General features: G+C 66.5%; 9 protein-coding genes. 5 read left to right on the top strand and 4 right to left on the bottom strand.

Annotation, left to right across the window (positions count from 1 at the left end; translation table 11 throughout):
* Positions 1 to 39: 39 nt before the first annotated feature.
* The 4 genes from ACIPIA_RS02900 to ACIPIA_RS02885 form a co-directional block, all read right to left on the bottom strand.
* Positions 40 to 3450, bottom strand: a complete 3411-nt coding sequence (locus ACIPIA_RS02900) for an error-prone DNA polymerase (RefSeq protein ID WP_400506494.1) — start codon at positions 3448 to 3450, stop codon at positions 40 to 42.
* On the bottom strand, positions 3447 to 4994 hold the full coding sequence (locus tag ACIPIA_RS02895; protein WP_400506492.1) for a Y-family DNA polymerase: 1548 nt from the start codon (positions 4992 to 4994) through the stop codon (positions 3447 to 3449). The genes ACIPIA_RS02900 and ACIPIA_RS02895 overlap by 4 nt, the downstream gene beginning before the upstream one ends.
* Positions 4900 to 5664: an ImuA family protein gene (locus ACIPIA_RS02890; protein WP_400506490.1), complete on the bottom strand. Its 765-nt coding sequence runs from the start codon at positions 5662 to 5664 to the stop codon at positions 4900 to 4902. Before ACIPIA_RS02890 ends, ACIPIA_RS02895 begins: the two co-directional genes overlap by 95 nt.
* 231 nt (positions 5665 to 5895) lie before the next feature.
* The gene (locus ACIPIA_RS02885) at positions 5896 to 6858 is read right to left on the bottom strand and encodes a helix-turn-helix transcriptional regulator (protein ID WP_400506488.1); all 963 of its coding nucleotides are present in this window, start codon (positions 6856 to 6858) and stop codon (positions 5896 to 5898) included.
* Between the two features lie 316 nt (positions 6859 to 7174).
* Here ACIPIA_RS02885 and ACIPIA_RS02880 point away from each other — a divergent pair, with 316 nt between their 5' ends.
* The 5 genes from ACIPIA_RS02880 to ACIPIA_RS02860 form a co-directional block, all read left to right on the top strand.
* Positions 7175 to 9448: a TonB-dependent receptor gene (locus ACIPIA_RS02880; protein WP_400506486.1), complete on the top strand. Its 2274-nt coding sequence runs from the start codon at positions 7175 to 7177 to the stop codon at positions 9446 to 9448.
* Positions 9449 to 9459: 11 nt separating this feature from the next.
* Positions 9460 to 9837: a hypothetical protein gene (locus ACIPIA_RS02875; protein WP_400506484.1), complete on the top strand. Its 378-nt coding sequence runs from the start codon at positions 9460 to 9462 to the stop codon at positions 9835 to 9837.
* Positions 9834 to 11093 carry a RhtX/FptX family siderophore transporter gene (locus ACIPIA_RS02870; RefSeq protein ID WP_400506482.1) on the top strand — a complete coding sequence of 420 codons (1260 nt, stop codon included), beginning with the start codon at positions 9834 to 9836 and terminating at the stop codon, positions 11091 to 11093. Before ACIPIA_RS02875 ends, ACIPIA_RS02870 begins: the two co-directional genes overlap by 4 nt.
* A gap of 48 nt (positions 11094 to 11141) precedes the next feature.
* Entirely contained in the window at positions 11142 to 12587 is a 1446-nt protein-coding gene (locus ACIPIA_RS02865; protein ID WP_400506480.1) for a phospholipase D-like domain-containing protein, read from the top strand.
* A gap of 88 nt (positions 12588 to 12675) precedes the next feature.
* The coding region (locus ACIPIA_RS02860; RefSeq protein WP_400506478.1) for an endonuclease/exonuclease/phosphatase family protein at positions 12676 to 13526 on the top strand (851 nt) is incomplete at its 3' end.

The following is a 13526-nucleotide window of genomic DNA, read 5'->3' as shown; positions in this document are numbered from 1 at the left end:
TGACCGCGGGCCGAGAAGAGGCCATGAAGGGCCGCCGCTTCAGTGGAAATCCCGTGACTTCGGCAGGATTCGCACATTGCGCGGGTGACGATGGCGCGGCAGCGGCGGGTTCTTCAGCTCGTCGATGGAGGGCGGCGGCATCTCGGCGCGATGCGTGTCGGACAGCGACAGAAGCTCGGCCGAGCGATCGACGATGCGCTGCGCCATGAGATGAACGACGCCTTCGACGCTCTTCTGCACCCTGCCTTCGACCAGCATCAGTCGTGCGCCCATGACCTCGCGGCGAAAGCGCTCGAACAGCCGAGCCCAGATCACGACATTGGTGATGCCGGTCTCATCCTCCAGCGTGACGAAGATCGCGTTGCCATTGCCCGGGCGCTGTCGCACCAGCACGACTCCGGCCGTGCGGGCGAAGGTGGCATCGGGCTTCGCCTCGGTCTCGGCACAGCTCAGAATGCCTTCACGGCGGAGGCGCGGACGCAGCAGCTGCATCGGATGGCCCTTCAGCGAGAGCCGCACCGTCTGGTAATCGGCGACGATATGCTCGGCCAGCGGCATGATGGGCAGCGCCATCGCGGGTTCCTGCCCCAGTTCGCGCGCCTGCGCCGCCTGGAACAGCGGCAGCGCGGTATCGTCCGGGAGGCGGCGCACGGCCCAGAGCGCCTCGCGACGATCCATCCCGAGCGAACGGAAGGCATCCGCATCGGCCAGCAGACGCATGGCGCGAGCAGGCAGAGCGGCCCGGCGCATAAGCTCTTCGACACCGCGATAGACGCCGCCAGCATCCCGTTCATTCGCGATGGCATGGCCCCATTCCTCGCGAAAGCCGTCGATCTGGCGAAGGCCGATGCGCAGCACGAAAGGCTCCCTGCTGCTCCCCTCGCGTAGCCCCTCATTGTAAGAACTTGATTCCGAAAGAGGTTCCAAGCCGTTGTCCCAACAACTGGAATTGACATCCGCCGGCCGCACATCGATGCCGCCATTCTCCTGCGCCTCCCGGACGATCTGGGCAGGAGCATAGAAGCCCATCGGCTGGGAATTCAGCAGCGCGCAGGCAAAGGCCGCCGGATACCAGCGCTTCAGGAAGGAAGAAATGTAGACAAGCTTGGCGAAGGAGGCGGCATGGCTCTCCGGGAAACCATAGCTGCCGAAGCCCTTGATCTGATCGAAGCAGCGCTGGGCGAAATCGCGCTCATAGCCACGCGCGATCATCCGTCCGACCATCAGCTCCTCGTAATTGCCGATCGTACCGTCATTGCGAAACGTTGCCATCGCCTTGCGCAGGCCGTTTGCTTCGATGTCCGAAAACTCAGCGGCCACCATGGCCAGCTTCATCGCCTGCTCCTGAAAGAGCGGAACGCCGAGGGTCTTGTGCAGAACCTCATGCAGTTCGTCCTTGGGATGAGGCGGCTTGGGTGAAGGAAACACAACGTCTTCCAACCTGGCCCGCCGTTTCAGATAGGGATGAACCATGTCGCCCTGGATCGGGCCGGGCCGGACAATCGCGACCTGAATGACAAGATCGTAGAATTTCTCGGGTTTCAGTCGCGGCAGCATGTTCATCTGAGCGCGACTTTCGACCTGAAAGACGCCGAGAGAATGCCCCTTCTGGAGCATTTCATAGGTGCCTCTGTCGCCGTCAGTGAAATCAGCGAGCTGGTAGGTTTTCCCACCATTCACTGCGATCAGCCCGAACGCCTTGCGGATGCAGGTCAGCATGCCCAGCGCGAGCACGTCGACCTTCATCAGCTTGAGTTCGTCGATGTCGTCGCGATCCCACTCGATGAAGGTGCGGTCTTCCATCGCCGCGTTGCCGATCGGCACGGTCTCGTCGAGCCGGCCGCGTGCCAGCACGAAGCCGCCGACATGTTGCGAGAGATGGCGCGGGAAATGCAGAAGCCGGACCGCGAAGCCGACAGCGCGCCGGATCGTCGGATTGGTCGGATCGAGCCCGGCCTGCCGGACGCGGGCATCGCCGATCTCGGTCCCCCAGCTGCCCCATTGCGTATCAGCGATACGGGCGGTGACATCCTCGGTCAGGCCCAGCACCTTGCCGACCTCGCGGATGGCGCTGCGCGGCCGATAATGGATCACGGTCGCGGCAATGCCGGCGCGATGGCGGCCGTACTTTCGATAGATCCACTGGATCACCTCCTCGCGTCGCTCATGCTCGAAGTCGACGTCGATATCGGGCGGCTCGCGACGCTCGGTCGAGATGAAGCGCTCGAACAGCACGTCGTTGTCGCTGGGATCGACGGCGGTGATGCCGAGCACGTAGCAGACGGCCGAATTGGCAGCAGACCCGCGGCCCTGACAGAGGATGCCCTCCTTCTCCGCGAATTCGACGATGTCTCGGATGGTCAGGAAATAGCGGGCGTATTCCAGCTTCTCGATGAGCGCGAGTTCCTTCGCCAGCAGCTTCCCGACCTTCTCCGGGACGCCCTCGGGATAGCGGATCAGGCTGCGGCGGCGGACCAGTTCCGTGAGCCAGTCCTGGTCCTTCCAGCCCGGCGGGACCGGCTCGTCCGGGTATTCGTATTTCAGCTGGCCCAGGTCGAACTCGATGCGGGCGAAGAGATGCTGTGTCTCGGCGATCGCCTCGGGCGCGTCACGGAAGAGGCGGACCATCTCCTGCGGCAGCTTGAGATGGCGCTCGGCATTGGATTCGAGCAGGCGCCCGGCCCGCTCGATTGTAACGCCCTCGCGGATGCAGGTGAGCACGTCCTGCAGGTCTCGCTGCTCAATGGAGTCGTAGAGTGCGTCATTGGTCGCGATCAGTGGCGTGCGGGTTCCTGCGGCAATGGCCTTGAGGCGCGCGAGGCGGCGCCGGTCGTCGCCGCGCCGGTGCATGCTGGCGCCGAGCCAGACCGCACCGGGCGCCGCGTCATCGAGGCGGGAGAGCAGCGTGGCCAGACCGTCGAGGCGCGGCCCTGGGATCAGGATCAGCAGCAGATCGCGGGCATCGTTGAGCAGGTCCTCGAGATGCAGGGTGCATTCACCCTTCTCCGCCCGGCGATTGCCGAGGGTGAGCAGGCGACAGAGCCGCCCCCAGCCTTCGCGATTGGCTGGATAGACGACGATGTCGGGCGTGCGATCGGCGAAAACGAGACGGGTACCGGTCGCTAGCTTGAAGCGATCCGCCATCTCCTTCATCTGCTCGGGCGTCCAAGGCAGATCGGCGAAGGCGGGATTCTCGATCCAGACATATTCGCCGGGGCTGCCGCCTTCCCTGACCTTCTCAGGCGCCGGCAGCCCCTGTTCCCGCAACTGACGCAGCGCAGCCCAGGCACGCACCACGCCGGCCACCGTGTTGCGGTCGGCGATGCCGATGCCGGTATGCCCGAGCAACAGTGCCGTCAGCACCATGTTCGGCCCCGGCGAGGCGCCGCGCAGGAAAGAAAAATTCGTTGCCGCAACGGGTTCGGCAAAGGGGCTCGCGATCTGATTCATGCGAAGAGCCCGTGCAGAAACCAGCGTGGCGGGGCACCATCGGCCTCGTAGAATCCGGTGCGGTAGAGCCAGAAGCGGCGCCCCTGCGCATCCTCGACGCGATAATAATCGCGCATCGGCTCGTCCGAGCCGTCGCGCCACCATTCAGGCGCGATCCGCTCCGGGCCCTCGGCGCGCGCGACGTCATGCGTGAGGCGGCGCCAGCGGAAGCGGATCGGCGGCCCGTCCGGGACTTCAGCGATCGCCTCGACCGGCTGCGGCGGCTCGAAGAGCTGGAGGGGGCGGGCCGGCGGCTCCTGTGGCTCGGGCTTGAGCCAGGCTGCCTCCGATAGCGGCGCCGCGGCCGAAAGGGCTTTCGCGGCACGCACAGGATGGTGCGAATCCTGCGCCGCGAAGCGCAGGACGCGGTCGCGGCCGAAACGCGTGACGAGCCGGTCGACCAGATCGGCAACCGCCTCTTCCTCCACGGCACGGCCATCGAGGCTGTGCTGCTGCGTATTCAGCGGCTCGCAGACCGGAACGGCTAGCCTGATCGCATCGAAGCCGAAACCGGGATCGAGCGGATCCGCCAGCGTCTCGATCCGTTCGCGATAGAGCCGCAGCAATGCCTTGGCGTCGCGCGAAGGCCGCCCGGTCTCGATGGGGAGGCGGCGGACGGCGCCGTCGCTGCGGAAGAAGCCGATTTCGAAGAGACGCCCGCCCTCGCCGCGCGCCTCCAGAACGCGAGCCGCCTCCCCGATCAGGCGGGCGACCACCGCCTCGAGACTCGCCGCATCGGCGAAAGGCTCGGCGAAATGACGCTCGACCACGCAATCAGGCGGCGGGCGCAATGGCGTCATGCGTCGGTCCTCGCGGCCGAGCGTCCGCCTGAGCTTTACCGTCAACTCCTCGCCGAAGCGGGCGGACAGGGTCTCCGATGGGCGCTCCGCGAGATCCGCCAGAGTCTTGAGGCCGGCGCGCGTGAGCGCAATCACCGTCTCGGCATCGGTATCCAGTGCGGCGACCGGCAGCAAGCGCAGCCAGGCCTCCTCATGCCCCGGCGGGACGATGCCGCCATCGCCATGACGAGCCCAGGCACGGGCCGCGTCGGGCGTACAGGCGATGGCGGCCCTCAGGCCGCTCAACCCGATCCGCCGCATGGAGTGCCCGGCAAGGGTGCCCAGTCCCTTCTCGCCACCGAAAAGATGGGCGCAGCCGGTGATGTCGAGCATCAAGCCATGCGCCTCGTCGAGCGCGACCAGCGGCGTGAAGCGGTCGCAGAAGGCGGCGAGCGCTTCGAGAAAGGCGTTGTCGGCCTGCGGCTCGGCTTCGCGCGCCACGAGATCGGGGTTTCGGGCGCGGGCATCGGCCAGAGTCATCCCCCGTGTCAGGCCGAGTTCGACCGCACGCCTGTCGCAATCGACGAGGCGCAGCGTGTTGTGCTGCACTTCTACGAGGACATGAGCCTTCTCAGCCCGCGCGCCGAAGGCTGGAATCGCGCCCGTCCGCCGCAACCTGTCCGTCGCCAGGAAAGGGAACCAGAGGGCGAGATAGCGGCGCGGCATGGTCTGTCCGGGGAACCAGTCTGTCGGATCGGTCGAAAAGGCTGCGCTCCGCGAAAGATCGTCGGTCACGGTCCCACTCCACACGCCACTCGCGCTCTGCCGCACCGCCGCGTTGACGCAGCAATCTCACGGCGAAGGCCGGAGAGCCCGGGGCATTGGCCTCCAGCGCTCGCGATGCGAGAGCCCGGACCTGCCAGCGCGTGCGCGCCGCGCTCGGTGCCTGCGCCGCCGCAACCCGCAGCAGCAGGACCGGCACGCCCGAGCCTTCCGCCGCAAGGGCAAGACGACGGCTCGCCGTCAGGTCGAAGAGGCGCGGCTCGCCCCAGGGCTCGATCAGCACGGCACCGAGCGCCGGGCAGCGCGCCGCCTCTGCCCCCGCCCTCAGCACGCCCTCCCCGTCGCGCGCGCGCACCAGCAGGAGGCGCGACGGATCGAGGCCGAGTTCGCTCAGCCCCGGGGCATGCAGCCGTCCGGCCTCGGCATCGACGAAATCCTGCCGTACCCAGAGGACCGGCCGTTCGGCCGCCTTTTCCTCCGCCACCCCCGCCCGCAAGGCGAGTCCGAGCGCAAAACCGGTCGCCGCAGCAAGGTCCGCTACCTCTGCGGCGTAGACTTCATGCAACGCTGCTCGCGCGAGGCCACCATTCAAGGTCTCATCAAGCGAAGACACTCCCAGCTCGATGCGCCCAGCCGACGCCGGACCAGTCCGCAATGCCGCCTCGGCAAGGCTGCGGCGCAGATCGGAAAGGGTCGGTGCGGCAGCAAGGGTCATGGGAGCGCGACAATTGTTCTCTCTTTGTTCTTTTATAGAACGCTCCCCTCCGGAAGGCGAGTCGAGTCTTTCCAGCCATCCACTGCCCCTGCCAGATGGTGACGCAAGGCCGCCAACTTCAGACGAGCTTCAGGCTCCAACCTCTCCGCCCACGGCCTGCGCCTTCACCTGCGAGGGCTGGCAGGAGAAGCGCTTGCGGAAGCAGCGGTTGAAGTAGGAAAGATCGCCGAAGCCGACCTCGAAGGCGACGGCACTGATGGTCAACCCGCCGCCATCGGCCGTAACGAGACGGTGCCAGGCACGGTCGAGCCGCCTTTCCAGAACGTAGTCGGAAAAGGTTCGCCCTTCGGATTCGAACAGCTTCTGCACGGCGCGGGCGCTGACGCCGTGGAGGGTCGCGATCATCTCGACGCCGAGGTCACGCCTCTCCAGCCTGGCTTCGATGTCGGCCTTGATCGCGGCGAGCCGCCCCGCACGCCTGTCCGTCGAGGCGGCCGGAGCCGCAATCTCCCGGTCGGACAGGGCAGCGTCGACCAATGCGTGCACATGAGCCTTGGCCAGCGCCTGCAGCGCGAAGGAATTCAGCGGTAACAGGCCGCGCAGAAGCAGCGCACCGTAATGCGAGAGCGCCTGCAAGCCGGGGTTTGCGCGCGGGATCACGCGCATGAGCCCCGCATCCTTGTCTGCCGACGGGGGGAGCAGGACGGAATCGAGCTCGATGACGTCGATGCGGCCCTGCTGGGCCAAAACGAACTCGGCGTCAGCGCCGAGCGCAAGCGCCGCAGCCTCGCGCGCCTTCAGCGCGATCCGGCGCTCACCCTGACGGATGACGACGCGCCCCTCGGCCGGGCGGATCAGGATACGGCGCGCGCCCTCCCCGTCCCGCTCCGGCGGCCAGATCCAGCGCGCCGCCGGCGCAAAGCAGGAGCGCAGGCCGATATCGGGACGCGTCGTCAGCACGCATCGCGCATCGAAGGGTAGCGGCAGATCCGGCGCCGCCGCCTCGCGAGCGGCTGCCCGGCCGAGAATGCGCCGGGACAACGTGCTCGCCTCCTCGCGCCCGACATCGGCCGAGATCAGCCAGAACGGCATGAGACTTGTCGCTTCAGCCGATGCCTCGAAGCCGGAGCGTGTCGCTGCAGCCACATCTTCCGTTTTCGACACCGGATTCGTCCCAGTCCTATCGCGCGTTCGCCGAGGTCCAAGCTTAGACCCGCGCGATATCGATACAGCAATAATCGAAATAGATCACGAGGCCTTTACACGCCTCTCCCGCAGGGAAATGAGCAGTTTATTACAATTCCAAACAGCGAATTCTCCAAGAATCCAAGTAAATCCTATCTCGCACAGCCTCGACGCCCCTGCTCAAGACATGAGCAACCCGTGGCTAGCACCGCCGGATCCAACCATGACCAGATCGATCAGCCTCGCCACCAGCTTCGTTGCCCTCCTCGCCTCTTCGTTGGCGGTCGCGCAGGTTTCGCCGCAGTCCGCACCGCGCCCCGCGAACCCGCCTGCGGGCAGCGCAACGCCGAGCAGCGTTATCGACCTCGACACCATTACCGTGACGGCCGCCCGCGCCGAGCGCAGCACGGCCGACATCCCGCAGTCGGTCCAGGTGATCGACGGCAAGGAGATCGAGCAGCAGCTCAAGTTCAGCCCCAACGCCGCGGCGGCGCTCGGAAAGCTGGTGCCAGGCTATTCGATGTCGACGCAGACCGTCTCGAGCGCCTCGGAGAATTACCGCGGCCGCGACCTGCTGGTGATGATCGACGGCGTGCCGATGAACACGCCGCTGCGCGACGTCTCACGCATCCTCTCGCTGATCGACCTCAACACGGTCGAGCGCATCGAGGTCGTCGCCGGCGCTTCCAGCCTGTACGGCGCCGGCGCCACGGGCGGCACGGTCAACTTCATCACGAAGAAGGCTGCGGAGGGCAAGCCGCGGGTCACGGTCAACACCGCACTTCGCGCCTTCACGCAGAATATCGGCCGCTCGCTGGCACCGGAGGCCTCGGTCACCGTATCCGGCAAGGTGCCGGAAGGGGTCGATTATCTGTTCTCGGGCCAGATCCGCGGCGCGGGACGCACATATGACGGTGCCGGCCGCGAATTGCCGTCCGACGGCCTGCTCGGCCAGGGCGGCGGCGACCGCTACAAGGCCGGCAACCTGCTCGCGAAGCTCGGCTACGATTTCGCCGGCGGCAAGCGCGTCGAACTCAATGCCTCCTGGATCGGCTTCGACCAGGATCCGAAATACCTGACGAACTATGCCCCGCCCTTCGCCCGGCCCGATCCGAGCAAGCCCTATACCGGCCAGAGCGTGCTCGAAGACACCAAGTCGGTCTCGCTGCGCTACAGCGACCCCGAGTTCGCGCTCGGCAAGCTCAGCGTGCTCGGCTACTACAACGACATCAAGAAGCGCTTCAATTTCTCGACCTTCTCGTACCCTTACAACAGCCAGGTCTACTACTCGTTCAACCCGCTCTCGCCGACGAGCCCGGACAACCAGACGACGCTCTATTCGCAGCGCGGCGGCGTCAACGTCACCATCGACACGTCTCTCGACAGCCTGCTGCCGGGCGCAAAACTCACCTGGGGCGGCGATCTCATCCAGGAGAGGACCTGGCAGACCCTGACCAGCGGGCAGGATGTCTTCACGCCGCTGAGACAGACGACGGCGGCCGGATTCGGCCAGCTCCAGATCCCGGTCGGAGAGCGCATCGTTCTGCGCGGCGGCCTGCGTTACGAGCATTTTGCGCTCTCGGTCAGCGACTACACCCGCCCGGCCGCCTATGCCGCAGTCGCAGCCAACAACGCGCTGGGCTATCAGACCTTCGTGCTGCCGGCCCTGCGCGTCCTGGGCGGCGACTTCGACTATTCGGCGCTCACCGCCAATATCGGCGCGACGATCAAGCTGTCCGAGACGAGCGAGATCTTCGGCGGCTTCTCGCAGGGCTTCGCGCTGCCGGATGTCGGAGCCTTCACCCGCCGCGCCGGCATCTCGACCGCCTATGCCTGCCCGGTGCAATCGCCGAATTGCCTGCCGGCCAGCCGGCAGACGATCAGCTATGCCTCGATCGCCCCTCAGGCGCAGATCGTGAACAATTACGAGCTCGGAATCCGCGGCAGCTACGACCGTTTCAAGGGGTCGCTGAGCGGCTACATCAGCACGTCTGACGAGGGCGTGACCTTCGACCCGGTCACCAACACGATGTCGCAACAGAAGGAGCGGATCTGGGGCGTCGAGGCGACGGGCGATGTCACGATCACCGACGCCTTCACCATGGGCACCGTGCTCTCCTATCGCGAGGGCCGCTACGACACCAATGGCGACGGCAAGCTCGACAGCAACCTGCCGAACAATCGCATCGGCTCGCCCTGGCGCGGCATGCTCTATGGCAGCTACCGCTTCGTGAACGGCATGCAGCTGCGTGTCGAGGGCGAGGCCTTCTCCGACAGAGACGTCGCCATCGACCTGCGCGGCACCCGGTACAAGCTGAAGGGTGCGGCAACGATGAACGTCGCCCTCACGGCCCCGGTCTGGGAGGGCGAGGCCTATGTCGCGGTCAACAACCTGTTCGACCGCAGCTACCAGAATCCGACGGCGACCTCGGTCCGCAACCTGGCGAACTACAGCTGGGGCCGGACGATCACCCTCGGCTTCCGCAAGACTTTCTGAGGCCGCGGCAGATGGTCAGCCTCGATATCGACGCCGATGCGGTGGTAACGCTGCGCTTCATGCCGCCCTACCAGCCGCAGGACGAGCGCGACTATCTCGACGCGCTTCATCGGATCGGCAAACGCCAAGAGCCCTATACGCTGCTGACGGTCTTCGGCGGCGGCCGGGCGCTCTCCCCGGCCGGCGAACGCGAGCAGGCGCTCTGGTTCAAGGCGACGCGGGAGCGCGTGTCGCTCTTCTGCCGCGCCTGCGCCATCGTGCGCCCCGATGCCAGCGAAACGACGGCGGACGTCTTCCGGAGGCTCTGGCCCTTCCCGATCGTCGCCGAGCGCGAGGAGGCAGCGGGCCGGGCATTCCTGCTCCTCCACCACAGCGGGATGTCGATATGAGCAGCGCGATCGAGCCGGTCGGCGCCGACGCGGTGCTGCCCCCGGTACAGCGCTATCGGCTCTTCGCCGTTCTCGCGGGGCTTTACCTGGCGCAGGCGATTCCGTCCTATCTCTTCGTCGCCGCTTTGCCTCCGATCATGCGCGAGCTCGGCGTCTCGCGCACCGCGATCGGCGCGATGAGCATCCTGTTGCTGCCGCTCGTCATCAAGTTCCTCTGGGCGCCCTGGGTCGACCGCATCCGCCCCTTCGCGCGTGCGCACCGGGCCGGCTGGGTATTCATTACCCAGAGCCTGACGATCCTCGCCATCCTCGCGCTGATCGCGATCGGGCCCACGCAGGTCGGCGCGATCATCGCAATAGGTTTCGTCGCCTCGCTGCTGATCTCGACGCAGGATATCGCCACCGACGGCTATGCCGCGAAATATCTGCCGGAGGCCGACCGCGCCATCGGCAACGCCATCCAGGGCGGTTCGGTCGCCTTCGGCGTCGTCATCGGCGGCACGCTCGGCCTCGTGCTCTATCACCATATCGGCTGGACCGGCATGCTGGTGACCATCGCAGCCATTTCGCTGCTGCCGCTGGTCGCCGCCGCGATGATGCGCGAGGACGATCCGGTCCCGGGCATGGCACCTGCGCAGCGCCCCTCGATCCGCGCCTTCCTCAAGCGTCCCGAGGCGCGCCAGATCCTCTGGATCGCACTGACCTATCGTGCCAGCGAGGGCCTCGTGAAGGCGATGGAGGGCGCCTATCTCGTCGATGCCGGCATCCCGCTCGACCAGATCGGCTACCTCTCGGGGCTTTCCGCCACCACGGCGGGGCTCGCCGGCTCGGCCCTCGCGGCCTGGATGGTCAAGAGGCGGGGCCTGTCCTTCGTGCTCGCCCTGCTCGGGGGCTTGCGGACGCTGTGCTTTGCGCTCTTCACCGCACACGCGCTCGGCGTCGTGGCCGGCGCCTTGCCACTCTTCGGCGCTGCCGGCTTTCAGACGCTGATCCGCTACATGGAGATCGTCGCGCTTTACTCGCTGTTCATGGCTGTGACGACCTCGGAGCAACCCGGCACCGACTTCACCATCCTCGCCTGCGCGCAGTTACTGGTCTACCTCGTCGGCTCGATGCTCGCCGGCAAGCTCGCAGATGCGATGGGCTACGGTTTCCTGTTCGGCCTCGCGACCGCTATCTCGGCCGCTGCGGTGATCGCGACGTTGAGGATGCTCGCGCAGGCGAAGATCATGCGCCCGGCCCCCATGTCGCCCTGATCCGACAGGCCATGGCGAACCGGCCGCCCACACGCTAGCCTTCGGGACATGTGGGGGATTCTCCAAGACTACTGGCCGCATATCCTGGCCGTCATCTCGATCGTGATGGCCGCCATCGCGAGCGCGCATGCGGTGATGACGAAGGACGAGGTGCGCGCTGCCATCGGCTGGACCGGTGTCATCATCCTCTCGCCGATCGTCGGGCCGCTGCTCTATGCCATCGCGGGCGTCAACCGCATCCGGCGCGCCACGCTTCTGGCGCAGCGCCCGGGACATGGACGATCGGCGACACATTTCCACGCCAGCGACGAACTGGTCGCCGATCGCTTCGGGCAGCGCTTTGCTGCGCTCAAGACCCTTGGCGACCGCGTCGTCCATCATCCGCTGACGGCGGGCAACGGCATCGAAACCCTGCGCACAGGCGACGAAGCGTACGGCGCGATGCTCGAGGCCATCGCGGCGGCCGAACGCAGCATCATCCTCGAAAGCTATATCTTCGATCGCGACCCGATCGGGCTGCGCGTGGCCGACGCGCTGATCGCCGCCCATCGGCGCGGTATCGCGGTGCGGGTGCTGATCGATGCCGTCGGCGCGCGCTACTCGGTGCCGAGCATAGCCGGGCATCTGCGCGAGGGTGGCGTCGCGGTCGATGTGTTCAACGGCAACATCATCGTTGGCCTGAAGCTGCCCTATGCCAATCTACGCACCCACCGGAAGATCATCGTCGTTGACGGTGCCATCGCCTTCACCGGCGGAATGAACATCCGCCAGGACTTCACCAGAGAATTCGCCGGCGAGGCCTATGCCCACGACACGCATTTCCGACTCACGGGTCCGGTTGTCGCCGATCTCTTCGCGATAGCGGCGGAGGACTGGCGCTTCGCAGCCGGCGAAATCCTGACGGGACCGGCCTGGGAAATCGTCCCCCCGGCCGCCGGGGAGGCATCGGTGCTGATGCGGGCGGTGCCGTCGGGCCCCGACGCCTATCTGGAGACCAATCACAAGCTCTTGATGGGCGTGCTCTCGGTGGCGCGGCACTCGGTCAGGATCATGTCTCCCTACTTCCTGCCGGACCAGGAACTGATCAGCGCCATCGTCACCGCGGCGCGACGCGGGGTCGACATCGACATCGTGGTCCCCTCGGTCAACAATCTTGTGCTGGTCGACCGGGCGATGACAGCCCAGTTCGACCAGATCCTGAAGAATTACTGCCGGATCTGGCGTTCGACCGGGCCCTTCGATCACTCCAAGCTCTTCGTCGTCGATGGCTGCTGGGCCTATGTCGGCTCCTCCAACCTTGACCCGCGTTCGCTCCGGCTCAACTTCGAGATCGACGTCGAGATACTCGACCATGATTTCGCCCGTGCCATCGAGCATCGCGTCGAGGCCGTGAAGGCCAAGGCAACGAAGGTGACGCTTGCCGGCCTGCGCGCCCGCCCCTATGTCTTGCGTCTGATCGACAGGTTGATCTGGCTCGGCTCGCCTTATCTTTGAGCCGGCCCGGTCACATCCCTGACGCGTGGGTGTTCAAGTTTCGCCTCCGCTCGCTGCGAGCGGGCTCGGAGTGTCAACCGGCAGAGCGATGCAGAAGAAGAGCCCAAGCCTGCGCGCCAGCATCATCTCCTCGCTCCGCCAGCGGAAGAACCGTTCGGATGCGATCGGCCACGAACCGGGCACACGGCCGCCGGGAACGCTCCTCGCCTCCTATAACGTCCACAAATGCGTCGGCGTCGACGGCCGCTTCGATCCGGCCCGCATCGCGCAGGTGATCCGCGAGATCGCGCCCGACGTCATCGCCCTGCAGGAAGCGGACAAGCGCTTCGGCGCGCGCCACGGCCTGCTCGACCTGTCCAGGCTGAAGGACGAGACGGGCCTCATCCCGGTTCCGGTCGAAAGTGCCAACGCCGCCGCCCATGGCTGGCACGGCAATGTCGTGCTGTTCCGGCAAGGGCTGGTCCGCGATGTCCATCAGGTCTCGCTGCCCGGGCTCGAGCCGCGCGGCGCGCTCGTCGTCGATCTCGATCTGGAGGGCGGCACCGAATTGCGCATCGTCGCCGCCCATCTCGGGCTGCTCCGGCGCTCGCGCTCCCAGCAGACGCGCATGCTGCTCGACGTGATGAGGAATCGCGACGAGCGTCCCACTCTCCTGTTGGGCGATCTCAATGAATGGCGGCTCGGAGGCCGCTCGGCGCTGAAGGAACTCGGCCCCACCTTCGGCGCGTTGCCGATGCCGGTGCCGAGCTTTCCGTCGGGGCTGCCGCTGCTGGCCCTCGATCGCATCATCGCCAATCGGCCGGAGATGCTGTCCGACGTCACCGTCCACGACACGCCACTGGCGCGCATCGCGTCCGACCACCTGCCGATCAAGGCATTCCTCGATCCGAGCCTTGCCGGACTTGCCTTGCCGGCCGCCGCGGTCATCGGCCTCCGCCA

It is taken from the genome of Allobosea sp. CER48 (genome assembly GCF_044752385.1).
Classification (GTDB): Bacteria; Pseudomonadota; Alphaproteobacteria; order Rhizobiales; family Beijerinckiaceae; genus Allobosea.
The sequence above is the reverse complement of the archived record's forward strand: the minus strand, read 5'-3'. Positions and strand labels throughout refer to the sequence as shown.